The sequence below is a fragment of the Janthinobacterium sp. TND4EL3 genome (genome assembly GCF_900156175.1).
In the GTDB taxonomy this organism is placed as follows: Bacteria; Pseudomonadota; Gammaproteobacteria; order Burkholderiales; family Burkholderiaceae_D; genus Janthinobacterium.
Genome location: NZ_FTMV01000001.1, coordinates 25,249 through 50,187, shown reverse-complemented (window position 1 = coordinate 50,187; position 24,939 = coordinate 25,249). Strand labels below are relative to the sequence as shown.

At 65.0% G+C, this 24,939-nt stretch carries 27 protein-coding genes and 1 tRNA gene; 11 read left to right on the top strand and 17 right to left on the bottom strand.

Features of this window, described 5'->3' with window-relative positions:
- Positions 1-5: 5 nt before the first annotated feature.
- A complete protein-coding gene (yiaA, locus tag BXA07_RS00250) occupies positions 6-437 on the bottom strand; it encodes an inner membrane protein YiaA (RefSeq protein WP_076564633.1) in 432 nt (143 codons plus the stop codon).
- A gap of 84 nt (positions 438-521) precedes the next feature.
- The gene (locus BXA07_RS00245) at positions 522-1,469 is read right to left on the bottom strand and encodes a DUF808 domain-containing protein (RefSeq protein WP_076564631.1); all 948 of its coding nucleotides are present in this window, start codon (positions 1,467-1,469) and stop codon (positions 522-524) included.
- A 181-nt stretch (positions 1,470-1,650) separates the two neighbouring features.
- On the opposite strand from BXA07_RS00245, the gene BXA07_RS00240 reads away from it, so the two are divergent.
- The 3 genes from BXA07_RS00240 (at position 1,651) to BXA07_RS00230 (ending at position 4,871) form a co-directional block, all read left to right on the top strand.
- Positions 1,651-2,292 (top strand): LysE family transporter, encoded by a 642-nt coding sequence (locus BXA07_RS00240; RefSeq protein ID WP_076564629.1) that lies wholly within the window; start codon positions 1,651-1,653, stop codon positions 2,290-2,292.
- Between the two features lie 115 nt (positions 2,293-2,407).
- Entirely contained in the window at positions 2,408-4,279 is a 1,872-nt protein-coding gene (locus BXA07_RS00235) for a DUF6600 domain-containing protein (protein WP_076564627.1), read from the top strand.
- 316 nt (positions 4,280-4,595) lie between these two features.
- The gene (locus tag BXA07_RS00230) at positions 4,596-4,871 is read left to right on the top strand and encodes a DUF493 family protein (RefSeq protein WP_076564625.1); all 276 of its coding nucleotides are present in this window, start codon (positions 4,596-4,598) and stop codon (positions 4,869-4,871) included.
- On the opposite strand, the gene BXA07_RS00225 is transcribed toward BXA07_RS00230, so the two are convergent.
- The gene (locus tag BXA07_RS00225) at positions 4,864-6,069 is read right to left on the bottom strand and encodes a multidrug effflux MFS transporter (RefSeq protein ID WP_076564623.1); all 1,206 of its coding nucleotides are present in this window, start codon (positions 6,067-6,069) and stop codon (positions 4,864-4,866) included. The genes BXA07_RS00230 and BXA07_RS00225 overlap by 8 nt on opposite strands.
- A gap of 129 nt (positions 6,070-6,198) precedes the next feature.
- Here BXA07_RS00225 and BXA07_RS00220 point away from each other — a divergent pair, with 129 nt between their 5' ends.
- From BXA07_RS00220 to ung, 4 genes are all read left to right on the top strand, one after another.
- On the top strand, positions 6,199-7,671 hold the full coding sequence (locus tag BXA07_RS00220; RefSeq protein ID WP_076564621.1) for a MocR-like pyridoxine biosynthesis transcription factor PdxR: 1,473 nt from the start codon (positions 6,199-6,201) through the stop codon (positions 7,669-7,671).
- A gap of 75 nt (positions 7,672-7,746) precedes the next feature.
- Positions 7,747-8,451 (top strand): lipoyl(octanoyl) transferase LipB, encoded by a 705-nt coding sequence (gene lipB, locus BXA07_RS00215; protein WP_076564619.1) that lies wholly within the window; start codon positions 7,747-7,749, stop codon positions 8,449-8,451.
- Positions 8,452-8,488: 37 nt separating this feature from the next.
- On the top strand, positions 8,489-9,505 hold the full coding sequence (gene lipA / locus BXA07_RS00210) for a lipoyl synthase (RefSeq protein WP_076564617.1): 1,017 nt from the start codon (positions 8,489-8,491) through the stop codon (positions 9,503-9,505).
- 144 nt (positions 9,506-9,649) lie between these two features.
- Positions 9,650-10,312: a uracil-DNA glycosylase gene (gene ung / locus BXA07_RS00205; RefSeq protein WP_076564615.1), complete on the top strand. Its 663-nt coding sequence runs from the start codon at positions 9,650-9,652 to the stop codon at positions 10,310-10,312.
- Between the two features lie 187 nt (positions 10,313-10,499).
- Here ung and BXA07_RS00200 read toward each other — a convergent pair whose 3' ends face one another.
- Both BXA07_RS00200 and BXA07_RS00195 read right to left on the bottom strand, forming a co-directional pair.
- The gene (locus BXA07_RS00200; protein ID WP_076564613.1) at positions 10,500-12,656 is read right to left on the bottom strand and encodes a TonB-dependent receptor; all 2,157 of its coding nucleotides are present in this window, start codon (positions 12,654-12,656) and stop codon (positions 10,500-10,502) included.
- 100 nt (positions 12,657-12,756) lie between these two features.
- A complete protein-coding gene (locus tag BXA07_RS00195; RefSeq protein ID WP_076564611.1) occupies positions 12,757-13,095 on the bottom strand; it encodes a hypothetical protein in 339 nt (112 codons plus the stop codon).
- A 149-nt stretch (positions 13,096-13,244) separates the two neighbouring features.
- Here BXA07_RS00195 and BXA07_RS00190 point away from each other — a divergent pair, with 149 nt between their 5' ends.
- Together BXA07_RS00190 and BXA07_RS00185 are read left to right on the top strand one after the other, a co-directional pair.
- Positions 13,245-14,402: a PepSY-associated TM helix domain-containing protein gene (locus BXA07_RS00190; protein WP_076564609.1), complete on the top strand. Its 1,158-nt coding sequence runs from the start codon at positions 13,245-13,247 to the stop codon at positions 14,400-14,402.
- A 103-nt stretch (positions 14,403-14,505) separates the two neighbouring features.
- Entirely contained in the window at positions 14,506-14,928 is a 423-nt protein-coding gene (locus BXA07_RS00185; RefSeq protein ID WP_076564607.1) for a PaaI family thioesterase, read from the top strand.
- 139 nt (positions 14,929-15,067) lie between these two features.
- Here the strand turns inward: BXA07_RS00185 and BXA07_RS00180 are convergent, their stop codons facing one another.
- The 7 genes from BXA07_RS00180 to BXA07_RS00150 form a co-directional block, all read right to left on the bottom strand.
- Positions 15,068-15,763 (bottom strand): anti-sigma factor, encoded by a 696-nt coding sequence (locus tag BXA07_RS00180; RefSeq protein WP_076564605.1) that lies wholly within the window; start codon positions 15,761-15,763, stop codon positions 15,068-15,070.
- Positions 15,760-16,350 (bottom strand): sigma-70 family RNA polymerase sigma factor, encoded by a 591-nt coding sequence (locus BXA07_RS00175; RefSeq protein ID WP_076564603.1) that lies wholly within the window; start codon positions 16,348-16,350, stop codon positions 15,760-15,762. The genes BXA07_RS00180 and BXA07_RS00175 overlap by 4 nt, the downstream gene beginning before the upstream one ends.
- 98 nt (positions 16,351-16,448) lie before the next feature.
- Complete coding sequence (locus BXA07_RS00170) at positions 16,449-16,970, bottom strand: peroxiredoxin family protein (protein ID WP_076564599.1); 522 nt, start codon at positions 16,968-16,970, stop codon at positions 16,449-16,451.
- Between the two features lie 85 nt (positions 16,971-17,055).
- A complete protein-coding gene (locus tag BXA07_RS00165; protein ID WP_076564597.1) occupies positions 17,056-17,742 on the bottom strand; it encodes a BON domain-containing protein in 687 nt (228 codons plus the stop codon).
- Entirely contained in the window at positions 17,735-18,331 is a 597-nt protein-coding gene (locus BXA07_RS00160) for a phosphoheptose isomerase (RefSeq protein ID WP_034752465.1), read from the bottom strand. The genes BXA07_RS00165 and BXA07_RS00160 overlap by 8 nt, the downstream gene beginning before the upstream one ends.
- Before the next feature lie 57 nt (positions 18,332-18,388).
- On the bottom strand, positions 18,389-18,742 hold the full coding sequence (locus BXA07_RS00155; protein WP_076565578.1) for a YraN family protein: 354 nt from the start codon (positions 18,740-18,742) through the stop codon (positions 18,389-18,391).
- Positions 18,743-18,753: 11 nt separating this feature from the next.
- Positions 18,754-19,956, bottom strand: a complete 1,203-nt coding sequence (locus BXA07_RS00150) for a penicillin-binding protein activator (protein WP_083707973.1) — start codon at positions 19,954-19,956, stop codon at positions 18,754-18,756.
- 165 nt (positions 19,957-20,121) lie between these two features.
- Between BXA07_RS00150 and rsmI the strand changes: the two genes are divergently transcribed.
- The gene (gene rsmI, locus BXA07_RS00145) at positions 20,122-21,030 is read left to right on the top strand and encodes a 16S rRNA (cytidine(1402)-2'-O)-methyltransferase (RefSeq protein ID WP_076564593.1); all 909 of its coding nucleotides are present in this window, start codon (positions 20,122-20,124) and stop codon (positions 21,028-21,030) included.
- Positions 21,031-21,035: 5 nt separating this feature from the next.
- Here the strand turns inward: rsmI and BXA07_RS00140 are convergent, their stop codons facing one another.
- The 3 genes from BXA07_RS00140 to BXA07_RS00130 form a co-directional block, all read right to left on the bottom strand.
- On the bottom strand, positions 21,036-21,473 hold the full coding sequence (locus BXA07_RS00140) for a hypothetical protein (protein ID WP_076564591.1): 438 nt from the start codon (positions 21,471-21,473) through the stop codon (positions 21,036-21,038).
- A complete protein-coding gene (locus BXA07_RS00135; protein WP_244556134.1) occupies positions 21,412-22,023 on the bottom strand; it encodes a nucleotidyltransferase domain-containing protein in 612 nt (203 codons plus the stop codon). The genes BXA07_RS00140 and BXA07_RS00135 overlap by 62 nt, the downstream gene beginning before the upstream one ends.
- Before the next feature lie 65 nt (positions 22,024-22,088).
- Complete coding sequence (locus BXA07_RS00130) at positions 22,089-22,679, bottom strand: hypothetical protein (RefSeq protein ID WP_139335389.1); 591 nt, start codon at positions 22,677-22,679, stop codon at positions 22,089-22,091.
- A 204-nt stretch (positions 22,680-22,883) separates the two neighbouring features.
- On the opposite strand from BXA07_RS00130, the gene BXA07_RS00125 reads away from it, so the two are divergent.
- Positions 22,884-22,960: transfer RNA gene (locus BXA07_RS00125), tRNA-Pro, on the top strand.
- 115 nt (positions 22,961-23,075) lie between these two features.
- Here BXA07_RS00125 and BXA07_RS00120 read toward each other — a convergent pair.
- Positions 23,076-23,996, bottom strand: coding sequence for a hydroxymethylglutaryl-CoA lyase (locus BXA07_RS00120; protein WP_076564585.1), 921 nt, complete (start codon positions 23,994-23,996; stop codon positions 23,076-23,078).
- Position 23,997: 1 nt separating this feature from the next.
- Complete coding sequence (locus BXA07_RS00115) at positions 23,998-24,930, bottom strand: 2-hydroxyacid dehydrogenase (RefSeq protein ID WP_076564583.1); 933 nt, start codon at positions 24,928-24,930, stop codon at positions 23,998-24,000.
- Positions 24,931-24,939 lie beyond the last annotated feature (9 nt).

Genomic DNA, 24,939 nt, shown 5'->3' with positions numbered 1-24,939 from the left:
GGCCGCTAGGTTCCCTGCGCCTCGGCGGTTGCGGCGGCTGAGGCGCGCGCCACGTCGCGCACATTCTTTTGCACGGCCACGGCGGCAAACAGGCTGAGTAAAAACGCCATGGCATAGAAACCCTTTTCGCTGTTTTGCAGATTAGCGTGCCACAGGCCGACCGTCAATAACAGCAAGGCCAGCAGCACGGAAATCCAGCACAGGCCAAAGTAAATCCCCGTCACGGCGATGCCTTCCGCGCGGTCGCGCACGGATTTTTGCAGCGGGATGGCGGCGAACAGGCCGTAGGTGAGGATCGTGAAGTAATAGCCCTTCTCGTTGAGCGCCATCGTGGCGTTCCACAGGCCGGACAGATAAGTGACGATGCCGATCAGCAATGCCGCCCAGGAAGCGCCGATGAAGGCGCTGCTGGGGCGTGGGACGGGGGAAGTCCGCATAGGGTCTCCATGGACGGACGGCGCCGCCGGCATGGCCGGAGCGGCAGGCACGGATGCGCCTGCCGCTCCATCAGACCAGAAAGCCTATTTGCTTGGCTTGATCATGCGCAACAAAGCCGACACGGCCGTGACGCCGGCCAGCACCAGGGCGCCGGCGATGACGCCCGCCACCGCGTTGATCAGGCTGGGCGTGACGGCGGCCAGCACGGGGCCGATGCCGGCCACGCTGCCCACCGCTTCTTCCGCATGGTGCAGCATGGCGCTGGCCCACGGCCAGCCGTGCGTCAGAATGCCGCCGCCCACCATGAACATGGCCAGCGTGCCCACCACGGACAGGAATTTCATCAGTTTCGGCGCCGCCGACACGAGCATGCGGCCAAAGCCGCGCACGCCATCCATCAGCGCGCCCGCGCCCTTGCGCGCCGCCAGGTAAAAGCCCGCGTCGTCGAGCTTGACGATGCCCGCCACCAGGCCATACACGCCCACCGTCATGAGGAGGGCGATGCCGACGACGACGGCCACCTGCTCGGCGAAGGTGGCCGTGGCCACCGTGCCCAGGGCGATGACGATGATTTCCGCCGACAAAATGAAGTCGGTGCGGATGGCGCCCTTGATCTTGTCCTTTTCCAGGGCCACGAGGTCGACTTGCGGGTCGCGCAGCGCCTGCGCCAGCTCGGCCTTGTGGCTGTCGTCCGGGTGCAGGTATTTGTGGGCGATCTTTTCGAAACCCTCGAAGCACAGGTAGGCGCCGCCCACCATCAAGAGCGGCGTGATGGCCCACGGCGCGAACGCGCTGATGGCCAGCGCGGCGGGTACGAGGATGGCCTTGTTCTTCAGTGAACCGACGGCGACGGCCCACACGACGGGCAGTTCGCGTTCGGCGCGCACGCCGGCCACTTGCTGCGCATTCAGGGCCAGGTCGTCGCCGAGCACGCCGGCCGTCTTCTTGGCGGCCACCTTGGTCATCAGGGAAACGTCATCGAGGATGCTGGCGATGTCGTCGAGCAGGGCCAGCAGGCTGGAGCCGGCCATCTCAGCGCGCTCCCGTGGCGGTGGCAGGGAATGTTGGAGCTTGGAAAGTATTGTTTTTCATGATGTTGTTCTTGGTTGTACGGCAAGGAAAAGCACGACCCTGATCTTACCTCAGCGAAGGCCGGCAGGGCCGCACTGACCGGGTTAAAATTGCTTCTCGTCACCATTTTTTGGACACCGCATGCATTTCGCCACCTGGATCGCCTTTGTCTTCGCCGCTTCCATCATCGCCGTCTCGCCGGGATCGGGCGCCGTGCTGTCGATGTCGCACGGCCTGTCGTACGGGGTCAGAAGGGCCAGCGCCACCATCCTGGGCCTGCAGCTGGGGCTGCTCGTGGTGCTGGGCATCGCCGGCGCCGGGGTCGGTTCCCTGCTGCTCGCTTCCGAAGTGGCGTTCAATATCGTCAAGACGGTGGGCGCGCTGTACCTGATCTACCTGGGCCTGTCGCAATGGCGCGCCAGGGTGGCGGTGACGGGCGACCTGCATGCGGCGGCCGTGCTGCCGTCGCTGCGCCGGCGCGTGCTGACGGGTTTCCTGACCAACGTGACGAATCCGAAAGGCATCATCTTCATGGTGGCGGTGTTGCCGCAATTCATCAGCCCCACGGCACCGCTGCTGCCGCAGCTGCTGATCCTGGCCGTCACCATGTGCACGATCGACCTGCTCGTCATGCACGGCTACGCCTTCCTGGCTTCGTCGATGCAGCGTTTTTTCCGCGACGCGCGCGCCGTGAAGAAGCAGAACCGCTTCTTCGGCGGCCTGCTGGTGGCCGTCGGCACGGCCTTGTTCTTCGTCAAGCGGGGCAGCCAGGCGGCATCCTGAGCCAAGGCCATATGCAAGCCAAGATGCAAACATTTGTAAGCCCGCTTGCGATGCCCGCACGATGCGGATGTAATCAGTAGCATGTCTTCCTTGTAGTCCTGCCTGGAGCGCTGCCATGCGTCCTATCCTGTCTTCCCCCCTCCTGAACACCGTGTGCGCCGTGCTGCTGTCGTCGGCGTGCACGCTGGCCCTGGCGCAGGACCCGCCCGCCCGCGTGGGCCGCATTTCCACCGTCGAAGGGCAAGTGCTGGTGCGCGCCGGCGACGGCGACGCGCAAAACGCCCTCTTGAACTGGCCCGTTACGACGGATAACCGCTTGAGCACCCTGCGCGGCGCGCTGGCCGAGTTTCGCGTGGGCGCGGCCGCCGTGCGCCTCGATGGCGATTCCGAGCTGGAAGTGAGCGAGCTCGATGACGACAGTTTCAAATTGCACCTCAGCTATGGCACCGTCAGCGTGCGCGTGCGCAATCCCGATGCGTTGCGCGGCTTCGAGCTGACCACGGCCCAGGCCCGCGTGATCCTCACGCAGCCGGGCTGGGTGCGCATCGAAGCGGAACGCCCGCCCGGCACCAGCGTCATCAGCGTGCTCGACGGCGCGGCCGACGTGGATGGCGCGACGGGCAGCGTGACCTTGCGTGCCGGCAAGCGCGCCGAGCTGACGGATGAGGAATTGCGCACGGGGTCCGTGCAGCGCGTGGCGTTCGACAACTGGCCCGAAGCCCTGCCCGCCTCCGCGCCGGCCTTGCGCTATGTCACGGACGATACGACAGGCTATGAAGAACTGGACCGCTACGGCGCCTGGCAGGACGACGCGGAATATGGCCCCCTGTGGCTGCCCAGCGCGGTGCCGGCCGGCTGGGTGCCATACAGCGACGGGCGCTGGACGTGGATCGCGCCGTGGGGCTGGACCTGGGTCGACAATGCGCCGTGGGGCTATGCCCCGTCGCACTACGGCCGCTGGGTGCTGCTGGGCCACCGCTGGGGCTGGGCGCCCGGCCGCGAGCGCGCGCGCGTGCCGTGGGCGCCGGCGCTGGTGGGCTGGGTCGGCGGCAACCATTGGCCGCAGCATGGCCAGCGGCCCGCGCCCGGCGTCGGCTGGTTCCCCCTGTCGCCGCGCGACCGCTACGTGCCCGGCTACCGCGCCAGTGCCGACTATGAACGCCGCATCAACCGCTACGCCGACGGCCGCCGCCCCGTCATGGGGCAGCAGGGAGAACGCGAACGCCGCGAAGGCATGACCATGCTGCCGGGCGAGCGGTTTGGCGGGCAGCGCACGGTCGACGTACCGCGCCGTAACCGCACCACCATGCCGCCGCCCGTCATGCAAAGCTTGCCGCTGAGTACGGCGCCTGCGCCGGCCGGCAACTGGCAGCGCCCCGTTGAGGCGCCGCGCGGCGAGCGCGAGCCCCGGCGCGACTGGGTCAACCGCCCTGGCCGCTTGCAGACGGACGAGGGCCAGACGCACCTGGCGCCGCATCCCATGCAGCCGAACCGGCCGCCCGTGCCGGCGCAGCCGCAACAGCCGCAACAGCCGCAACAGCCGCAACAGCCGCAGCATCCACCCATGCCGGCCCAGCCCGTGATGCCTGCGGTGCCGGCCTTGCCACCGGTGCAAGACCATGTGGCCCGCCCCGGCTGGCGCGGCGAGGAACGGCCCCGCGCCGAATGGTCCCGCGCCGAACGGCCGCAGCCGCGCCCTGTCATCGAGCGTCCTGCCGAGGCACCGCGTCCGGACGGCAACCGCTGGGAGCGCGCAGAGCGTGGCCCCCGCCGCGAGGTGCTGCAGACGGCCCCGCCGCCATCGTTGCCGGCGCCGCCGCCCGTGGCCGCCCCGCGCCCTGCGCCGCCGCCGGCCCCTGCCGCGCGTCCGCCCCAGGAAGCGCGCAGTGCCGAGCGTCCCAATCCGCCCCGTGAACGCAGCAATGAACGAGGCAATGAGCGCGGCAATCCCGGCCGCAATGGCCGGATGCAGGAAGTGGAGCGTTGACGGCCATGCCGTCTGTCGCGCCGTATCGACGTTCAAGCCGAAAAATGTGCAGTTCGTCACATGCCGGAGGCAAAGCCGCCGTATTTTGCTTACAGTACGACCACTGCTTATCCTCCAAGTGACAGCATTGACTTTTCCGGCTATTTTGTCCAAACGAAATAGTTTTCCGCCAGCTTAGCCAGCTGGCTTTTTTTTGCCTTGCCGCCGGCGCCATGGCGGCGGGCGCCGGCCCTTAAAGTTGGCTACAATACGCTTTTATGCAGCCGCCGCGCTTCAGCCGCGCCGCCTGTTCTTACCGGCACTGATTGGAGTCCTTATGCAAGCCATCCCCCCCAGCGAATCGCTGATCGAATATCCGAGCGATTTTCCCATCAAGGTGATGGGGCCGACGCATGTCGACTTCGCCCCCACCATCCTCGAACTGGTCGTCAGCCACGATCCGACCTTCCACGTCGGGCGCCTGGAAGAGCGCCCGTCGGGCAAGGGCAATTACACGGGCCTGACCGTCACCGTGCGCGCCATCAGCCGCGAACAGCTCGATGCGCTGTATTCGGCGCTGTCGGCCCACCCGATGGTCAAGATCGTCATGTAAGCTCGGCTTCGGCCACGCTGCTGCTGCGCTTCGTCAGCAGCCACACGAGGGCGAAGGCGGCGCTGGCCGCCGCCGTCACCCACAGCAGCGGTTTTTCGCTGCCGTCCGTGATGGCGGCGATGACGGCGCCGCAGGCGGCCGTGATTGCCATCTGCACGAAGAAGAACAGGCCCGAGGCGCTGCCCGCCCGGGCGCCATATGGCTGCAGCACGGCCAGCTGGCAGGCGGGAATCGCCATGCCCACCGACACCATTACCAGCAGCATGGGCGCCACCAGCGACGCCACGTGCCGCGGCGCCAACGTACCCGCCAGCAACAAACTGGCCGCCCCCGCCACATTGAGCAGCACCGCCACGCCCAGCATGTGGTCGGCGCCCAGGCGCGGTCCCAGCGCGCGGAACAGGCTCGACCCCGCGATATAGCCGCTCACCGTCAGCCCGAACACCAGCGCATACGCGCCGGGCGACAGGTGCATGCCCCTTTGCAAGAGTACGGACGATTCCGCGATGAAGGGGAAATACGTGCAGTACACGCAGCCGATGGCCAGCGCATAGCGCAGGAAATACGCGTCGCCCAGCAGGCGGCGGTACAGTGCCAGGGTATTGCCCTGTGGCACAACGCTGGCCGGCCTGGTTTCCGGCACCCAGGCGGCGATCAGCCACAGCGACAGCGCGCCGAGCAGGCACAGCACGCCGAACACGGCGCGCCAGCCGAATGCCGCGTCAATCATGCTGCCGGCCAGCGGCGCCAGGATCGGCGACAAGCCCATCGCCATCGAAATTTGCCCCAGCATGCGTGCCTGCGTGGCGGGATCGAAGCGGTCGCGCACCATGACCCGGCCGATGATGGTGCCGCTGCAGCCGCCGAACGCCTGCAGCACGCGCGCGGCGATCAGCACGTGCACATCGGAAGTCACGGTGCAGACGATGCTGGCGAGCACAAAAATGCCCGTGCCGGCCAGCAGCACGGGACGGCGTCCCCAGCGGTCCGCCAGCGGCCCGCAGGCCAGCATCGAGGCGGCCGAGCCGGCCATGAACAGGCTCAGGGTCAGTTGCAACTGGGCATCGCTGGCGTGCAGGGCATCGGCCATGGCCGGCAGCGAGGGTAAATAGATATCGATGCTGATGCGCGACAGGCAGACCAGCAGCAGCACGATGCCGCCCCAGGCCCACAGCGGCAGGAATGTATTTTTGATCATTTTTTCCAAAGGCAAGATTGCACGCTGCGCCACGCTGATGCAGCGGAACGGCGAGAGTAGAATGGTTGTGGTGTAATGCCAAGTGCCAGTCAGCACTCATTTCATTGGACCACTTGGACGATCATCACCATGCCGCGAGGAAAATCACCGCACGCCCTGGACCTGCCCCGCCCCACCAGCTGGCTCGACAAGGCTGGCGTCAACAAGCAGGACGGCGCGTATGAAGCGCTGCGCTCGGCCATCCTGACGAAGATGCTGCCGGCGGGCAGCCGCCTGCCGTCCAGCCGCACCCTGGCGGAACGGTGGGAACTGTCGCGTGGCACCATCGAAACCGTCTTCGACCGCCTGCATGCGGAAGCCTACGTGACGCGCGTGCCCGGCTCCGGCACGCGCGTGTGCGCCGTCGTGCCGGAACGCTTCCTGATGGCAGGCTTCGGCGATGCAGCCCCGGCCGCGCCGGCGCGCACGCCCGCGCCCGCCCCGGACACGGGCGTGCGCGACGGCCTGCCCTTCGTGGCCCGGCGCGCCGACGCCAGCCTGTTTCCCATGGCCGCCTGGTCGAAATGCGCCACGCGGGCGCTGGCGGCCGCCACGCCGGAGCAGCTGTGCAGCGCCGATCCGGCCGGCCTGCCCCAGCTGCGCCAGCAGATCGCCGATTTCCTCGCCAGGTACCGCGGCATCCGCTGCGATCCGCACGACATCGTCGTCACCACCGGTATCCGCCATGCGCTCGACTTGCTGGCACGCAACGTCGTGCGCGATGGCGACAAGGTGTGCCTGGAAGAACCGGGCTACCCGGCCGCGCGCGCCCTGTTCGGCCTGGCCGGTGCCGTGCCCGTGGACATCGCCGTCGACGCCGAGGGCATCGATGACGCCGCCCTGCGCCTGCATCCCGACGCGCGCCTGGCCTACGTGACGCCGGCGCACCAGTCGCCGCTGGGCGTGACCATGTCCGTCACGCGCCGCCTGGCGCTATTGGAGTGGGCAAACGACAGCGGCGCCTGGGTGGTGGAAGACGATTACGACAGCGAATTCAATTACCACAGCGCCCCGCTGGCGGCCCTGAAGGCGCTCGATCAATACCAGCGCGTGATTTATTGTGGCAGTTTTAATAAGACCCTGTTTGCCGGCCTGCGCGTGGGCTTCATGGTGCTGCCGCCCGCCTTGCGCCCGCAGCTGCTGCGCACCCTGCAATTGACGGGCCGCTCCGTGGGCGTGACGGAACAGCTGGCGCTGGCCGCCTGGATGGAGGAAGGCGCTTTCGTGCGCCATCTGCGCCAGGCCAGGCTCGCCTACAAGGAGCGGCGCGACCTGCTGCTGGCCTGCCTGGAGCAGACGGCGCCCGGGCGCTACACCATTTCCGGCCAGCAGGCGGGCTTTCATTGCGTGCTGTGGCTGCCGCCGGACAGCGACGAGCGGGCCTTTTGCGCGCGCGCGGCGCAAGACGGGATGGCGCTGCAGCCGCTCGGTGACTTTTGCCACAGCGCAAAATTGGCGCCAGCCGTGCTGCTCGGCTACACGGCGCTGAGCCTGGCCCAGGTGCGCCATGCTGCGCAAAAATTGGGCAACTTGCTGCTGTTGCCGGCGCCCGGGGCTGAATGATTCGGCGGCCTGGCTTATAATCACGGCTTCGCCGCAGCGTCCGCAGGGCGCCGGCAGTTGATTACAGAATCTGTCATGACCACCACCCGCACCGAAACGGCGCTGATCCGCGAGCTGGGCCGCGTCGATTACGAGCCGACCTTTGCCGCCATGCGCGCGTTCACCGACGCGCGCACGACGGATACGCGCGACGAACTGTGGATCGTCGAGCATCCGCCCGTATTTACGTTGGGCCTGGCGGCCGACCGCGGCCATCTGCTGGCCGGCGCCGAGAATGTGCCCGTGGTGCAGACGGACCGGGGCGGCGAAGTCACGTTCCACGGCCCCGGCCAGGTGGTGATTTACCTGCTGATGGACTTGCGCCGCAACAAGCCGGGCGGCAAGCTGTATGCGCGCCAGTTCGTGCATAAAATCGAGCAAGCCATCATCAACGTGCTGGCGGCGTATAATCTCGCTGGCGAACGCATCGATGGCGCGCCTGGCATCTATATCGCCGGCGGACCAAGCAAGGGTGCGAAGATTGCCGCGCTGGGATTGAAAGTGCGCGGCAACGGCTGCACCTACCATGGCGTATCGCTCAACGTGGCGATGGACCTGGCGCCGTTTTCCTGGATTAACCCCTGCGGCTATTCCGGCCTGAAGACGGTGGACATGCGCAGCATGGGCGTGGTGGCGCCGCTGGCCGAGGTGCAGCGGGCCCTGGCCCAGGAATTGACCGTATTACTCGATGTAAGCGAAGTAAACAGCGCCGCAGGCGCGCCTCAGGCAGCGGATGCCTGAGCAAACAAACCAACATGCCCGTCAAGGGCTTGCAGCCATGACTTCTGAGACCATTTCCAGCACCGCCCCCGCCGCTACTGCCGCTCCTGCGTACAACCCGAGCGAAAAGCAAAAAGGCGCCAGCAAGACGTCGCGCATCCCGATCAAGATCGTCCCGATCGAGCAGATCGAGCGCCTGAAAAAGCCGGACTGGATCCGCGTCAAGGCCGCTTCGGCTTCGACCCGTTTCTATGAAATCAAGGACATCCTGCGCGAAAACAAGCTCGTCACCGTGTGCGAGGAAGCCAGCTGCCCGAACATCGGCGAGTGCTTCGGCAAGGGCACGGCCACCTTCATGATCATGGGCGACAAGTGCACGCGCCGCTGCCCGTTCTGCGACGTGGGCCATGGCCGCCCGGACCCGCTGGACAAGGACGAGCCGGCCAACCTGTCGAAAACCATCGCCAAGCTGCGCCTGAACTACGTCGTCATCACTTCCGTCGACCGCGATGACTTGCGCGACGGCGGCGCCGGCCACTTCGTCGAGTGCATCCAGCAAACGCGCGCCCTGTCGCCGAACACCCGCATCGAAGTGCTGGTGCCCGACTTCCGTGGCCGCCTGGAAAAAGCCCTGGACCTGTTCAAGGATGGCTTGCCTGACGTCATGAACCACAACCTGGAAACGGCGCCGCGCCTGTACAAGGAAGCGCGCCCCGGCTCGGACTACATGCACTCGCTGAAATTGCTGAAGGACTTCAAGGCCATGTACCCGGACGTCAAAACCAAGTCCGGCATCATGGTGGGCCTGGGCGAGACGGACGAGGAAATCCTGCAAGTGATGCGCGACATGCGCGAGCACGACATCGACATGCTGACCATCGGCCAGTACCTGGCGCCATCGAACAGCCACTTGCCCGTGCGCCGCTACGTGCACCCGGACGTCTTCAAAATGTTCGAAGAGGAAGCGTACAAAATGGGCTTCACCCACGCCGCCGTGGGCGCCATGGTGCGCAGCTCGTACCACGCGGATGAGCAGGCGCACAGCGCCGGCGTGGAATCGGCGCTGAATTTCTAAGCACCTTGCGCCGTATCAAGCCGCCCGCTGCGAAGCCGGGCGGCTTTTTTTTGCCTGTTCGTATCGTGTCCACCTCATGCGGCTGAGCGTCCTATACTGGCATGCTGGAAAAGCATGGTTGACGAATAAGCTATGAGGTGACGCATGGACGTACGCATCGACGCATCGTGGAAGGCGCGGCTGGAGGGGGAGTTTGCCCAGCCCTACTGGGAGCGCCTGGCCGCCTTCGTGAAGGAAGAGTACGCGGCGGGGCCGTGTTTTCCTCCCGGTAAATACATTTTTCGCGCCTTCGACCTGACGCCATTCGAGCAAGTCAAAGTCGTGATCCTGGGGCAAGACCCGTATCACACGCCGGGCGCCGCCATGGGGCTGTGTTTTTCGATTCCCGAAGGCACGCCGCCGCAGCCGAGCCTGCAGAATATCTTCAAGGAATTACAGAGCGACGTGGGCGTGGTGCGCACGCGCACGGATTTGTCCGATTGGGCGCAGCAAGGCGTGTTCTTGCTCAACAGCGTGCTGACGGTGCGCGCAGGGGCGGCCGGTTCGCACGCGGCCAAGGGCTGGGAAAAGCTGACGGACAGCGCCATCGGCCACCTGTCCACCGAGCGCGAACACCTGGTCTTCATGCTGTGGGGCGGCTACGCGCAAGCCAAGCGCAGCCTGATCGATCCCGGCAAGCACCTGGTGCTGGCGGCGCCCCACCCTTCGCCCTTGTCGGCTAGCAAAGGTTTCTTTGGCAGCAAGCCGTTCAGCCTGGCCAACGCGTATCTGCAGGCGCATGGACAGAAAGCCATCACCTGGGGATAAGTCATGACACAGTACGGCAACCGACAGCGGCAGGCGTTGCTCCCTGCCGCTGTCTTCGCGCGACTTACAACACCTGGACAGAAGCGTGGCGAGCGGATGTGCGGCGTGGCCGAGAAGCGCAGCTGTGCTTTGGCACAGTGAGCATCGGAGGCCGCGCCCCACGCCGCGCAGTAGCTACTGTCAGGTGTTAAAAACTGGTGGACAGGCCGGCGTAGATGCTGCGGCGTGCGCCGTACTGCGGCGCTCCCACGCCCACGCCGGAACCGTCGCGCAGCAGGTACGACTTGTCGAACAGGTTGATCAGGGCCAAGCGTCCTTCTACCTTGCCCACGGGCGTGTTCTTCCACGTGTGCGTGAGCGCCGTGTTGACGGTGAAGTAACTGGGCAGATGGCCGGAATTCGGCGCGCCGCCATCCGGCGTCATGCGCAGGCCGCTGCCGTAGAGGAAGTCAGCGCTCACTTGCGAGTCGCCGAAGTGATAGTGGCCGCCACCGGACAGCGTGTATTTCTGGTCATGATCGAGGTAGACATAGTGCTGGCTGATGTAGTTCAACTCATCGGCGCCAAACAGGGCTTGCCCCGAATTGATGTTGCGGCCCTGCGCCTTTTGCGTGCTGGCATTGAGGAACAGGCCCCAGTTTTTCTCGCTGTAGATGGCGGACAATTCCAGGCCCTTGGCGTAGCCGTCCGCATAGTTGAACGGCGTCAGGATCAACGCCTGGCCGAACTGGCCTTCGTCCAGCAGATTGTTGATCTTTTTATAATATACATCGGCCGTCACGGTCAGTTTTGAATTGACCTGGTGGCTGATGCCCACGTCATAGTAGTGCGTGCGCTCGGACTTGACGTTGTCGGACTGGCCGATTTCCGGTGCATTCGTCGTGTTGGCGTACAGGTCGATGCTGGCTTGCGCGGCCAATTCCTGCGGCGGCGGCGTGAAGTAGCGCGAATAGCCCGCGTGCAGGGCCGTGCCCGGCGCGATCTGGTAAGCCAGGTTGACGCGAGGGCTCCATTGCTGCTCGCTCGTGTAGGCCGAGACCTTGTCGAAGCGGGCGCCGTAGTTCAGGGTCAGCGGTTTGCTGATATGCCATTCATCCTGCAGGTAGACACTGGCCAGGGTGCCCGTCTTGCCGCTGTTGTCCAGGATGCTGAACGGCGTGGTGGAGGTTTGCGCCCCGTCCATGGCGGGGAACACGGCCACCGTGTTGTCGCTCGTCGTCTTCTGGCGCGTATAGGCCAGGCCCGCGCGCACGGTGTGGTCCTGGTGCAGCTTGTAGCTGATGTCGAACTGGGCACCGGAGGCGCTGTTCGCGCGGCGCGCATCGGAGGCCACGCCGTTGTAGATCAGGTCGCCGATGGCGTCGGGCGTGAAGTGCAGTTCCGAATACTGGTGGAAGGCGGAGACCTGGTAATTGACGTCACCCAGGCTTTTTTGCAGCGACAGCACGAGAAAACGGTTCACTTCGCGCTGGTTTTCATTCAGCTGCGACGACGGCAGCGTGGACGTGCCCGCCTGCGCGTCGCTGTGGCCGGCCAGCGAGAAGCCCGGCGCCTGGTCCGGGTTGTTCGGGATCTGGAAGCGGCCGTTATAGGTGCCGAACATGGCGCCCAGGCGTGTGTTGTCATCGAGGAAATACGACAGGCTGCCGAACGATTTGTTCTGGCGCGTCTTGTCGTGCAGGGCGCTGCGCGTGGCTTGCGGGTTTTCCACGCCCAGTGCATTGCCCAGGTAGCTGCCGGACAGGTAGTAATTGAATTTGCCCACGCTGCCGAAAAATTCGGCACTCGGTTCCACGTGGTCGTGGCTGCCGACCATGATGCCGATGCGCCCGCCCGGCGTCATGCCGCCCTCTTTTGTTTCAATATCGACAATCCCGGCCGTGCGCAGGCCGAACTGGGCCGGCAAGGCGCCCGTCATGAAATCCGTCTTGTCGATCAAGCGCGTGTCGATGGATTGGCCGAAGCCGCTGATGCTTTCGGGCAATTGCACGCCATTGATGCGGTATTGCACGTTGGCATGGTCGTCGCGCACGTGCAAGGCGCCCGAGCCCTTCGAATCCTGCGACACGCCCGGCAGGCGCAGCAGCACTTCATTGAACGGCGTGTTGTCGCCCTGGCCCAGCATGTCGACCATATGGCTGTCGATGCTGTAGATGGTGGTGCCGACCTTCGGCGACAGCTCGATGCGCGCGCTTTTCAGGTGGGCGGAGGTGACTTCCACCTTTTGCATCTCTGGCGGGGCGGCATCGCTAGTGGCGTCGGCAGGCTCGGCGGCGTGGGCGGAAACGGTAAACAGGCTGGCAAGGGCGAGCGACAGCGCGCTCAGGCGTGGTGTGTGTTGCATGGTAAACCTCGAAAATAGTCAACGCCAGGCTGCCCGGCGCGCATGCGGAGAACGCGGCGCGCGGCGGTGCAGCCTGAAAAGGAAAAAAACGGCGTGGGAACTACAGCGAGGCGGCAGGCGGGCCGCGCACGGGCGGCAGGATGCGGATGGCGGCGGGCGCCAGGGTGGCGGGCGCGGTGGCCAGCAGGCGGTACGGCAGTAACTGGGCGGGCGGCTCGGCGATGGCCGGCGGCACGGCGATGTCGGCCACCTTGTCGATGACCGTGGCGCACAGCGCGCACTCTTCCGCGTCGAGCGTCGTCTTGTGCAGGTGCGAAGCGGCCGTCGACAGCAGGAACACGAGGGCCAGCGCACTGAACAGCGCCACGCACAGCTGCCACGGCGTGCGCGCGAGGGCGGATGCCGGGGAAGGCTTGCGGGATGGCTGGCGGGAAGACATGGGCGCATAGTAGCAAGAAAATCGCCCCGCTGTCAGCGCTTGTTGCGTGATTTGCGCTATGCAGGCCAGGCAGGAGGCCAGTTGATAATGATTTTCACTCCCTCTCTTTCATGCTATCGTTCCGCAGCCCAAAATTCTCTAAAGTTTACATGTCCCGACGCCCGATCAAGTGGTTGCTCAGCAAACTGCACCTGTACGTGGGGCTATGGTTCGGCGCCCTGTTCGTCCTGCTGGGCTTGACGGGTTCCGCCATCGCCTGGATGCCGGAGCTTGACGCGTATCTGAATCCGAATTTGTTGCAAGCGAGCACGCCCGCGCCGGGCCAGGTGTTCCAGGTGACGCCGCGCACGCTGCAAGCCGTGGTGGATGGGCTTGCGGCCGACCCCGCCTACGGCAAGCCGAGCCAGCTCAATCCGCCCGCCGATGCGCGCGACGTGTACGTGGCTTCGTACCGCCAGGCCGGCAAGCCGTCCCCGTTCAGCCAGGCCATCGTGCGCCAGGTGATGGTCGACCCCTACACCTTGCAGGTCAAAGGCGAGCGCGACTGGGGGCGCTTCGGCCTCACGCGCCCATTGCTGATGTCGGGCATGTTTCATTTGCACCGCTACCTGTTGACGGGCGACGTGGGCAAGACCATCACGGGTATCTCGGGCGTGGCCCTGCTGCTGATGGCCGTCAGCGGCATCTGCCTGTGGTGGCCGCGCCTGCAGTGGACGGCGATCCGGCGTGCCCTGACGGTGTCGCATGGCGGTTCCTGGCCCCGTTTCAATTACACGTTTCACAAGGCGGCGGGCTTCTTTGCCGCGCCCGTGCTGGCCGTGATCGCCTTTTCCGGCATCTATTTCAATTTGCCGCAATTGATCGTGCCCGTGGTGGCGCTCGTGTCGGCGGCGCCGGAGACGGCAAAACTCAAGAATGTGCAGCAGGAGGGCGCCGTGCTCGATGCGGGCCAGGCCATGGCCGCCGCGCAGCAGCTGTATCCGCAGGCGCGCGTGTCGCGCATCGTGCTGCCGGCGAAACAGGACCAGCCCTACGAGATCCGCGTGCGCCAGCCCGGCGAGATCGCCGACGGCGACGGCGCCACGCGCATCACGCTGGACGCGCGCAGCGGCTTGCCCCTGCGCATACGCGATCCCTTGCGGGCGCCGGCCGGAGATGTCTTCCTGGGCTGGCAATTCCCCCTGCATACGGGCCAGGCGTTTGGCGTGGCCGGACGCGCCTTCATTACCGTCTTCGGCTCGATGCCGCTGCTGTTCCTGCTGACGGGCACCCTGGTGTGGTGGAAACGGCGGCGCGGCCGGAAATAAGGGGCCGCCAAACCGTTGCCGGAAAAATTGCTATCATCATAGTATTTTTCGGCAGCCTTGCCGCTGTCCGGCATCACCACGACAACAAGGAAAAGCAGAGACCATGAGCAATCCCGACATCACCGTAGCAATGTTGAATGAACGCGGCACGGGCCGCCTGCCCGGCCACCTGGGCATCGTCATCACGGCCGTGGGCGACGGCCAGCTGACGGCGGAACTGCCCGTACTGCCGCATCTGCTGGCGCCGAACGGCTACCTGCACGCGGGCAGCGTGGTGACCCTGGCCGACACGGCGTCCGGCTATGGCTGCATCGTCAACCTGCCCGAGGGCGCCAGCAACTTCACCACCATCGAACTGAAATCGAACCACCTGGGCACGGCCCGCGAAGGCACGCTCACCTGCACGGCCAAGGTCGAGCACAAGGGACGCAACACGCAGGTGTGGGATGCCGTGGTGAAAAGCAAGGAAACGGGCAAGACGATTGCCCTGTTCCGCTGCACGCAGATGATTCTGTATCCTAAGTAAGTTATTGATAGCGTATCAACGTCTGACAAAACCGTAGCGAGCGGAAGGGATAGGTGGCTAAGAAGCGCAACCGTACTTCTAGTACGGTGAGCATCGCAGGCCGCCTATACCGACGCGCAGTAGGTTTGGTCAGGCGTTATCACATTTTCACCCAGTTACCCTTGTAGAGAACCGGTCCCGTCGGTCCATTCGGATTCGGCGAACCGCCTTTCGGCTCCAGGGTAACGGCCAGCAAGGCCACGTCGTTGCCGAGGGCGCGCCGGGACAGGGCCAGTTTTATATTGCCCTTGTCGGCCAGTAAACCCAGGGAGCGCGGGTTGCCGCTCTTCGGCACGGCCCACAGTTCCAGGTCGCGGTCGGCCGGCACGGGCGCGTTGGCCACCATGCGCACTTCGAGCGCGCCGTGGCGGCTGTCGGCCGTCAGCAGCAATGCCGTTTGCGCCTTCTCGTCCGTCAGGCTGGCCACATAGCTGATCTGCGGCGCCTCCATCACGCGCGTGGCCAAGACGATCACCAGCAGCGCGGCGATGGCGCTCGACGCCATGCCCAGGCCACGCCAGAACGACAGCGCATCGCCGAACAAGGACCAGCCGCCCTGCGGCGCCAGGTGCAGGCGCTGCTCGATCTGCTGCCACACGCGCTTGGGCGGCGCCACGGGCGTGGCGAATTCCGCCATCGGTTCCAGGCGCTGGCGCCATTCGGCCGTGATATTGCGCAAATCGGCGTCGTTGTGCAGCCAGCCTTCGAAACGCCGCCGCGCGCCCCCTTTCAGGGTGCCCAGCACGTATTCGGACGCCAGTTTCTGGCGCAGTGCGTCATTGCCGCGGATATTCATGATGCCTCCCGTTTCGCCAGGCACGTGCGCAGCCGTTCCAGGCTGCGGCGTATCCACGTCTTCACGGTGCCGATCGGCAGCGACATCTGCTGCGCCACTTCGCTGTGCGACAGGTCGTGATAGAAGGCCAGGGCCACCACCTGCCGGTGCAGCCCTTCCAGGGCCGACATGCAAAACGCCAGCGCCTTGGCGTCACCGCTCAGCTGCAGCGATTCGATCGGCGTGGCCTGGGGATCCCGCAGTGCATTCATGACTTCGCTATCAAACTGTTCGGCATCGATTTCCACGGTATCGTCGCTGCGCCGCAACACATCGAACGCCTTGTTGCGCACGATGGTGGCCATCCAGGTCATCGGCGCTGCCAGATGGCTCTGGTAAGCGGCGGCGTTGTTCCAGATGGCGACGAACCCCTCTTGCAAGGCTTCTTCAGCGAGCTCTTGCTTATGCAATATACGCAGCGCGAAGCCAAACAGTTTCGATGCGGTGGAGTTATACAGCTGGCGGAACGCCGTGGCGTCCTTGTTCCCGGTGGCAAGCAGCCAGGCTTTGAGTTGCTGCGGGTCGAGCGATTGAGCGGCTGGGGACACGGCTGGCCTTCACAAGGTGAATGGAATCACGCCTGGGAAGGTTATAACAAGTTGGCAAGCTTTAGCAACAAGGTTTTGTGCGGTACCGGGGGACTCGATCAGCCGGCGATGGCCGTTTCGAGCAGTTTATGCAGTTCGGCAAATTCCGGCTTGCCCACGTAGCGCTTGAGGATCTTGCCCTGCTTGTCGAGCACGAAGGTGGTGGGCGTGAGGGCCACGTCGCCGTAGGCCTTGGCCGCCTCGCCCGTCACGTCGAGCGCCACCTTGAACGGGAGCTGGCGCGTTTCGGCGAAGTTCAGCACGTAGTTGGCCGGATCGTATTTCATGGCCACGGCCACGAATTCCAGTCCCTGCCCCTTGTACTTGTTGTAGGTGTCGATCATTTCCGGCATTTCCGCCACGCAAGTCGTGCACGAGGTGGCCCAGAAATTGACCATCACCACCTTGCCGCGCAGGCTGCTTGAAGTGATTTTCTCGCCATGGATGCCGTGGAACGTTACGTCCGGCGCCCTTTGCTTGTCGTTCAGCGACAGATAGCCGGCTGCCGCCACGCCCGCCACGAAGACGGCGATCAGGGCTGGCTTGATCCAGGACTTGCTTGCGGAAGGCGAAGTTGACATGGCAAAGTTTCACTAAGTAGAGCAACGATGCGGCCATTATAGTCGCATCGTCAGTCTGGCGCCGTAGGTCAAACGGCGGAGGCGCTTACTGCTGGACCGTATCGCTGACCGTGTTCGTCGTGCGCTGCTGCGGCGGATCGGGCTGCAATTGCTTCAGTTCCGCTTCCGAGATGTAGTCGAACAGCTTGACCACTTTCTGCACGCCGCTCACGCCGCGCGCCACGTCGGAGGCGACCGTGCCTTCGCGCTGGGTGACTCTGCCCATCAGGAAGACGGTGCCGTTTTCCGTGACGACCTTGAACGAGGCGGCCGAGATGGTTTTCATGTCGACCAGGCTGGCCTTGACCTTGGCCGTGATCAGCGCGTCGTTCGAGCGCGAGGTGTAGCTGGCGGGGCCGGCGATGATCAGCTCATTGGCCACCGATTCCACGCCTTCGATATTGCGCACTTCGCGCTCGACGGCATTTTTCATCGCCTCGTCGCGCACTTCGCCCGTCAGCAGGACGCGGCGGTTGAAGCTGGTGACGTTCACGTGGCCGATGTCGCCCACGATGGCAGGGATGCGTGATTCGCCTTTCAGGGCGATCGACTTGTCTTCGGTCTGGGCGCCCAGGGTGCGGCGGTCTGCTGCGGCGACGCCGCCCATCACCGCGCCGCCGACCATCAGTTCGATGCAGCCGGTGAGCGAAGTGAGCATGGCGCCGCACAGCAGTGCGGTGGCCAGCGGGCGTTGTACGCGTTTCCAGCCTGGGCCAGTACCGAATTTAGTCATTCACGTCTCCTCCGAATAGGGCGACGTCGATGCCGTCGCAGATGCAGTGTATGGTCGTCAGGTGGACTTCCTGGATGCGCGCCGTGCGTTCGGCCGGCACGCAGATATGCACGTCGGCGTCCGTCAGCATCTTGCCGATGGCGCCGCCGTCCTTGCCCGTCAGCGCCACGACGCGCATTTCGCGCTCGAGCGCCGCTTCCACGGCCGCCATCACGTTGGCCGAATTGCCCGAGGTGGAAATGGCCAGCAGGATGTCGCCGGCCTGGCCGAAGGCCTGCACCTGCTTCGAGAAGATCTCGCGGTAGCTGTAGTCGTTGGCCACGGCCGTCAGGATGGACGTATCCGTCGTCAGCGCCAGGGCCGGCAGCGGAAAGCGCTCGCGCTCGAAGCGCCCGACCAGCTCGGCGGCGAAATGCTGGCAGTCGGCGGCGGAACCGCCGTTGCCGCAAGCCAGGATTTTGTTGCCGTTGGACAATGCATAAAACATCAGGTCGATCGCCTGCGCAATGGGTTGCGCCAGTACGGTGGCGGCCTGGATCTTGAGTTCGGCACTTTCGTGGAAGTGCGAGAGGATGCGTTGATTATTCATAGTCTGCCGATTATAGTGCAGCCGCGCGGCATGGCGGACAAGCACTGTTAAAAATGCTTACATATCCAGAATGTTTTTCAGCCAGCTGATGCGCCCGGCGTCGATGCACAGGGCGTCGAAGCGGCATGCCGGCAAGCGTTTTTGTCCGGCAAGCCAGGTTTGCGCGGCCACCACCATGCGCCGCTGCTTGGCCGGCGTGATGCTGGCCAGAGCGCCGCCGTAGGCCGCGCCCGAGCGCTGCCGCACTTCGACGAAGACGATGGCGGCGCCGTCGCGCATGATCAGGTCCAGCTCGCCGCCCTTGCACAGATAGTTGCGTTCCAGCAGCACCAGGCCTTGCAGCAGCAGATACGCGAGCGCATCGTCTTCCGCCTGCCGTCCCTGTTCCCGTTTGTTCCAGAAGGGCGGCATGGCGCCCATCCTTATTGTACCGGCGGCGCGGCCGGCGGGGCCGGTGGCCAGGTGCCCAGCACGCCCTGCTGGTAGGTGGCGGCCTGCTCCGTCCGTTCGAACACGCTTTGATCCTTCTCAAAGCGCACGGCCAGGCGGCCCGTTACGCCGTCGAGCGTGAAAGGCGCATTGGGCCGCAGCGCCAGTTCACGCGCCACGCGGAAGGCATCGATGCCCAGCGCGTACAGGCGTTCCATGTCGGCCGTCAGGCGGCGTTCACCGGGCTGCGGCGGTTGCGGGTACACCATCACCTGCGGATGGTCGCGCTGCACCTGCCATGGCAGGTCCAGCAGGCGCGCGCCGTCAAGTTCGGGGCCGCTCGCGCCGCGCCCGGCGCCGGGATTCAAGGACGAGGTGCCGTACAGGGGCAAATCGCTGCCGATGGCCACGCGCAGCTGGCGCGCCTGGTCGGCGTCCAGCGCGGCAAACAGCAGGCCCGGCGGCGTCGCGGCCAGGCGCGCGCGCAGCTGCACCAGTTCCGCATCGCTGAGGTAGCCGTTCGTGGCCGTCAGGTCCATCGTCTCGACCTTGCCGCCCTGGCGCAGCCATTCCTGCTTGAAGGCGGCGCTGGTGCGGCGCTGCGACGGCGAACCGGCCGACAGGATCAGCGCGCTGGCGCCCGGCTGCTCGCTGGCGGCCCAGGCGGCCACCTGGCGCGCTTCCGCCTCGATCGACAGGCCCATGACCAGCAGCTTGGCCGGCAGGCGCGCCTCGCCGCGGTTGTCCGGGTGGTTCAGGGCGACCGTGGGCTTGCGTACCAGGTCGCTGTTCGCGACGGCCGTCACGGCAGGGCGCGACAAAGGCCCCACGACGATGTCCTGTTCTTCCTGCGCCTGCGCAAACTTGTTCAGCACGTCCGTGCTGCCGTCGCCCGTATCGATCACCGTCACTTCAAAGCCGCTGCGGTCGCGCTCATACGCGGCCATGAAGCCGGCGCGCAGCAATTCGGCGGCCGGGCCCAGGGTTTCCGAGCGCAGCGGCAGCAGCAGGCCGATGTGGTGGACATTGCCGTCGGCCGGCGCCGGCGCCGTGGCGGCCGGCATGTCCTGCGGCGTGCCGGTGGCCGGCTTGGTGCTGATGGGCGCCAGCGGCGCGCCGTTGCCGTCATACGCGGTAATATCGGGTACGGCAACGGCGAACGTCACCGGTTCGGGCGCGGGCGGTTTCGGCGGCACGGGAGGCGGCAGCGGCTTCGGTGGCGGCAGCGGCCTTGTGTTAGATTCAATAGGCGCGCACAATTGCCCGGGCGCGTCGCAAGGCGTGCTGCAAGCGCTCAGCATGCCGGTCGCGGCACAAACAAGCAGTAACTTCACACTATTAGCAAGCATTCAACCTCCAAAATGACCGTACAAGAAATCAGTTCCATCGCCAGCCTGCCCATCATGACAGAGGCCGCGCATCAGGTCTATCCTATCGCAACATTGTATATAGTGGCCACGCCCATCGGTAATGTGACCGATATCAGCCTGCGCGCGCTGCACTTGCTGAGCCTTGCCGACGCCGTCGCCTGTGAAGATACGCGCAATACGGCGCACCTGATGACGCGCTTTGGCCTGAACAAGCCATTGATTGCGGCACATCAACATAACGAACGGGAAGTGGCGGAAACCCTGATTGCCCGCCTGCACGCGGGCGAACGCATCGCCCTCGTTTCCGACGCGGGCACGCCCGCCGTCTCCGACCCCGGCGCGCGCATCGTCGACGCCGTGCGCGCGGCGGGACTGCGCGTGCTGCCCCTGCCCGGCCCGTCGGCGGCCATCACCGCCATTTCCGCCAGCGGCCTGTTGAATGACCAGTTCTACTTTGTCGGCTTCCTGCCGGCCAAGGCCAAGCAGCGCGAAAACATCTTGCACGGCTTGCGCGGCGTGACGGCGACCATGGTGTTCTACGAGGCGCCGCACCGCATCCTCGATTGCGCCACGGCCCTGGCGGCAGCGTTCGAGCCGACGCGCCAGGTGGTGTTTGCGCGCGAGCTGACGAAACTGTTCGAGGAAATCCACCGCTGCCCCCTGTCCGAAGCGGAAAGCTGGATCCGTGCCGACGCGCACCGCGAAAAGGGAGAATTCGTCATCCTGCTCGAAGGCGCGACCGAGGCGCAGGACGCGGAAGACGTGGAAGCGGAACGCATCCTCAACATCCTGCTGGCCGAATGCAGCGTCAAGCAGGCGGCGAACCTGACGGCGCAGATCACGGGCCGCAAGAAAAACGCCCTGTATGAGCGGGCGTTGCAGTTGAAGGGGCAGGAATAAGGCGATCAGGACGGCGGCTGGACATCGAGTGCCTGTGCCGCCGCAAGCAATTGTTCCACGTGCTCGATCAACTCGTCGACAAAACCCTGTGTGACATCGAGATCGCCCTCGTATTCCGCCAGGTTGCGCTTCCGGTGCGCCTGATTGAATAGCAGCCACTGCTGCGGCGTGAAACCCAGCGTGTGTTCCAGGCTTTGAAAGACGAGATAGCGGTTGTCGCTGCGATAACCATGTTGACGCAGCGCAGACAGGGCCGCGGCGTGTGCCGCGTTATACGCGAGGTCGAAGCGGCTTTCCAGCGACAGCATCACCTGCCTGGCATCGCGCAGGCGCACGGTGGCCGAGCGCAGCAAGCCTGCGCGTTCGCGTGCGTCCGCTGGCTCAGCCTTGAGCTGGCCGATGCGCGCCAGGTTCGCCAGCGCCTGTGAGTTCGGTGAGGTCATCGTTGGAGCCTTTGACAAAAATCTTGGGCTGTTCGAGGATGCGCACGACGAACGACTTGCCGTCGTCTATTCTTTGCCGCCATTCTTCCCGCGTATACAAGGTAGGGTTGATGCTGCGGCCCAGCTGCTGCTGCGCAGGCTGCAGCGCTGCCAGCAACTGGGCATTCGATGCCATGCTGCCGATCACCATCAGGTCGATGTCGCTGTGCGCCTGTTCCGTGCCCTTGGCCATCGAACCGTACACAAAGGCCAGGTCGATTTCCTGCCAATACGGTTGCAGGGCCACGCGCAGCACATCGGCGACGCCAAAGGTTTTCAGCACAATGCTGCGCAGCTCGTCGAAGATCGGCGCATCGTGATTCGCCTGGTAATGCTTCTGGTTGCCCACTTTCTTGACGGTCACCAGGGCCGATTTCACCAGCTTGGCCAGTTCGCGTTGCACGGCCCCTGAGCCGATGGCTGCGAAGGCGATGATTTCATTCGCATAGAAAGACCGTTGCGCCTGACCAAAGAGCAAAGCCAGCACGCGCTGCTGTGTCTTGGAAAACAATGTATCTGCGAAAGTACCCATATTGGGTATGTTAGTACCCAATATGGGTATAGTCAAGCAGCTCATCACCACTTGCAACCGCTATCCTTCTTGTCGAGCAACATCAGCACGGGCGCCAGCAAGCCCGCCCCTGCATAGGCGGTGCGGCAATCGCCGCGCTTGCCCTGCGCGATGTTGCGCGCCAGCTGGGTTTCCGTTTGCAGCGGCTTGTCGGGGATTTGTCCCACGGCCGTGCCCACCTTGGACGGGTCGCGCTCGCCCGCCATCTTGCGCGCCGTGCGTTTGGCCGCTTCCATGTCGAATTTCGGCGTTTCCGGGCTTTCTTGCCTGAAGGTATCGGGACTGGCCGCCGGCGTGGCCGGTGATGCCGGGGCGACCGTGATGGCTTGCGGGCTGGGCGCCGGTGCCGGTGTTTCGCGGGCCGTGGCCAGCTTCGGCTTGCTGACGGGCTTGGCTTCCCGCTTCGGCTTGACCACCTCGACGGGCGGCGGCGGAGGCTTGGCGGCCAGCGGGCGTATCCATACGGCAATCGATTCCACGCGCGGCGCGGCGTCCGGCGGCGCAGGCGGCTGTACATGACGCCACAGATAGATCAAGGCGCCATGCAGCAGCAAGGATACGCCGACGCCCAGCGCAATGCCGCGGCGATTCGGCATGGGCTGGCCGCCGCCGCTTCTTTCTATACTGAAATCCATTGCCGTCGTCGCCTTCATGTGTGTCGGGAAAACTTGCAAACTCAGTGTCGCATACTTCAATCGTTTTGAAAAATACATGAGTCCCAGTGCCGCGCGTAAATAATTTACACAGAGTTTCACCTGACCCTTGACCGAAGTCGATACGGCCTGTATTATCTTGGTCTTCGGAGTGTGGCGCAGCCCGGTAGCGCACCTGGTTTGGGACCAGGGGGTCCAAGGTTCGAATCCTTGTACTCCGACCAAATTTGTAGAAAAAAACCCAAGAGTTTCGACTCTTGGGTTTTTTTTCGTCTGTCTTGCGTACATGCTGCATGCAGCAAAGGCAGACAGTAAAAAGGGGCCGTCGGCCCCTTTCGTTTAAGCTGCGCGTTTCGCCGCGATGGCATTGCCGGCGCGGCTGGACCCCTTGCGCCCCAGCTGCTGCGAGATGAACTGGCCCGCGTCGACCACCAGGTCCAGGTCGATGCCGGTGGCAATGCCCAGCCCCTGCATCATGTACAGCACGTCCTCGGTGGCCACGTTGCCCGTGGCGCCCTTGGCGTACGGGCAGCCGCCCAGGCCGGAGACGGACGAATGATAAATCGCAATGCCCGTTTCCAGGCTGGCGTAGATGTTCGCCAACGCCTGGCCGTAGGTGTCGTGGAAGTGGCCGGACAGGCCGCCCACGTGGAAAGCGGCAATCGCGCGCTCCATCACCGCCTGCGTCTTTCTTGGCGTGGCCACGCCGATGGTGTCGGCGATGTCGATCTCGTCGCAACCGAGGTCGCGCATGCGGCCCACCACGTCGGCCACGGCGTCGAGCGGCACGTCGCCCTGGTAGGGGCAGCCGAAGGCGCAGCTGATGCTGCCGCGCAGGCGCAGGCCGTGCTCCTTGGCCGCCTTCGCCACGCCTTCGAAGCGGGCGATCGATTCGGCGATCGAGCAGTTGATGTTCTTTTGCGAGAAGGCCTCGGACGCAGAACCGAAGATCACCACTTCATCGGCTTTTGTCGCCAGAGCGGCATCGAAACCCTGCATGTTCGGCGTCAGCGCCGAATAAATGGTGCCCGGGCGGCGCGCGATCTTTTCCATCACTTCCGCGCTGGTGGCCATCTGCGGCACCCATTTCGGCGAGACGAAGGACGCCGCCTCGATATTGGCGAAGCCGGCCTGGGTCAGGCGGTCGACCAGCTCGATCTTGACGGCGGCGCTGATGGTTTCCTTCTCGTTTTGCAGGCCGTCGCGCGGGCCCACTTCGACGATCTTGACCTGCCTGGGTAAACTGGTAATAGGGTTCATCTCAATATCCTTGCAAACGGTTGACGATGCCGGCGACAAGCTCTCCGGCGTGCAGGCGGCGCATCTTGGCGGCGATCTGCGCCACGCTTTCGCGGCGCAGGGTGGCCGCCGAAATATGCGGCGTGATGGTGATGCGCGGTTCTTGCCAGAACGGGTGCTGCTGCGGCAGCGGCTCGTTGCGGAACACGTCCAGCGTCGCCCCGGCGATATGCCCGGAGCGGATCAACGTCAATAAGTCCGGCTCGGCCAGATGCGCGCCGCGCGCCACGTTGATGACGTAGGCGCCCGGCAGCAGCATGGACAGGCGCGCGCGGTCGAGCAGGTTGTGCGTTTCCGGCGTGAGCGGCAGCATGCACACCAGCACGCGCGTGCCGCGCAAGAAGGCATCGAGCCCCTCCTCGCCCGCAAAACACTGCACGCCATCGATGTGCTTCCGGCTGCGGCTCCAGCCCCGCAAAGGGAATTCGAACTGCGCCAGCGCCTGCAGCACGCGCGTGCCCAGCACGCCCATGCCCAGCACGCCGACGGGGAAATCCATCTTGTCGAAGGCGGGCAGCGGCTGCCAGATGCCGGCGCGGCCCTGCGCCTCGTAGTCGTCAAAGCGGCGGAAGTGGCGCAGCACGGCGTGGCTCACATACTCGGCCATCTGCACGCCCATGCCCGCGTCATCGAGGCGCACCAGCGGCACGTGGGCCGGCAGCGCGTCGCCGAATTTCAGCAGCGCGTCGACGCCGGCGCCCGTGTTGAAGATGGCTTTGACTTCGCTCAATGCGGGCAGCATGGCGGCGGGCGGCTGCCACACGACGGCATAGTCGCAAGGCGCGAACGTCTCGCCTTCGCGCCAGAAGACAATCTCGGCTTCGGGCAGCAAGTCGCGGAAGTCGCTGATCCATGCCGCCTCCTTGCCGTCCGACCGTTGTAGAAGAATGCGCATGGACGTTTC

Excerpts from the sequence above, each read along its gene's own strand:
- yiaA (WP_076564633.1), bottom strand. The coding sequence starts at position 437 with ATGCGGACTTCCCCCGTCCCACGCCCCAGCAGCGCCTTCATCGGCGCT.
- BXA07_RS00245 (WP_076564631.1), bottom strand. The coding sequence starts at position 1,469 with ATGGCCGGCTCCAGCCTGCTGGCCCTGCTCGACGACATCGCCAGCATC.
- BXA07_RS00240 (WP_076564629.1), top strand. The coding sequence starts at position 1,651 with ATGCATTTCGCCACCTGGATCGCCTTTGTCTTCGCCGCTTCCATCATC.
- BXA07_RS00235 (WP_076564627.1), top strand. The coding sequence starts at position 2,408 with ATGCGTCCTATCCTGTCTTCCCCCCTCCTGAACACCGTGTGCGCCGTG.
- BXA07_RS00230 (WP_076564625.1), top strand. The coding sequence starts at position 4,596 with ATGCAAGCCATCCCCCCCAGCGAATCGCTGATCGAATATCCGAGCGAT.
- BXA07_RS00225 (WP_076564623.1), bottom strand. The coding sequence starts at position 6,069 with ATGATCAAAAATACATTCCTGCCGCTGTGGGCCTGGGGCGGCATCGTG.
- BXA07_RS00220 (WP_076564621.1), top strand. The coding sequence starts at position 6,199 with ATGCCGCGAGGAAAATCACCGCACGCCCTGGACCTGCCCCGCCCCACC.
- lipB (WP_076564619.1), top strand. The coding sequence starts at position 7,747 with ATGACCACCACCCGCACCGAAACGGCGCTGATCCGCGAGCTGGGCCGC.
- lipA (WP_076564617.1), top strand. The coding sequence starts at position 8,489 with ATGACTTCTGAGACCATTTCCAGCACCGCCCCCGCCGCTACTGCCGCT.
- ung (WP_076564615.1), top strand. The coding sequence starts at position 9,650 with ATGGACGTACGCATCGACGCATCGTGGAAGGCGCGGCTGGAGGGGGAG.
- BXA07_RS00200 (WP_076564613.1), bottom strand. The coding sequence starts at position 12,656 with ATGCAACACACACCACGCCTGAGCGCGCTGTCGCTCGCCCTTGCCAGC.
- BXA07_RS00195 (WP_076564611.1), bottom strand. The coding sequence starts at position 13,095 with ATGTCTTCCCGCCAGCCATCCCGCAAGCCTTCCCCGGCATCCGCCCTC.
- BXA07_RS00190 (WP_076564609.1), top strand. The coding sequence starts at position 13,245 with ATGTCCCGACGCCCGATCAAGTGGTTGCTCAGCAAACTGCACCTGTAC.
- BXA07_RS00185 (WP_076564607.1), top strand. The coding sequence starts at position 14,506 with ATGAGCAATCCCGACATCACCGTAGCAATGTTGAATGAACGCGGCACG.
- BXA07_RS00180 (WP_076564605.1), bottom strand. The coding sequence starts at position 15,763 with ATGAATATCCGCGGCAATGACGCACTGCGCCAGAAACTGGCGTCCGAA.
- BXA07_RS00170 (WP_076564599.1), bottom strand. The coding sequence starts at position 16,970 with ATGTCAACTTCGCCTTCCGCAAGCAAGTCCTGGATCAAGCCAGCCCTG.
- BXA07_RS00165 (WP_076564597.1), bottom strand. The coding sequence starts at position 17,742 with ATGACTAAATTCGGTACTGGCCCAGGCTGGAAACGCGTACAACGCCCG.
- BXA07_RS00160 (WP_034752465.1), bottom strand. The coding sequence starts at position 18,331 with ATGAATAATCAACGCATCCTCTCGCACTTCCACGAAAGTGCCGAACTC.
- BXA07_RS00155 (WP_076565578.1), bottom strand. The coding sequence starts at position 18,742 with ATGCCGCCCTTCTGGAACAAACGGGAACAGGGACGGCAGGCGGAAGAC.
- rsmI (WP_076564593.1), top strand. The coding sequence starts at position 20,122 with ATGACCGTACAAGAAATCAGTTCCATCGCCAGCCTGCCCATCATGACA.
- BXA07_RS00140 (WP_076564591.1), bottom strand. The coding sequence starts at position 21,473 with ATGACCTCACCGAACTCACAGGCGCTGGCGAACCTGGCGCGCATCGGC.
- BXA07_RS00130 (WP_139335389.1), bottom strand. The coding sequence starts at position 22,679 with ATGCCGAATCGCCGCGGCATTGCGCTGGGCGTCGGCGTATCCTTGCTG.
- BXA07_RS00120 (WP_076564585.1), bottom strand. The coding sequence starts at position 23,996 with ATGAACCCTATTACCAGTTTACCCAGGCAGGTCAAGATCGTCGAAGTG.
- BXA07_RS00115 (WP_076564583.1), bottom strand. The coding sequence starts at position 24,930 with ATGCGCATTCTTCTACAACGGTCGGACGGCAAGGAGGCGGCATGGATC.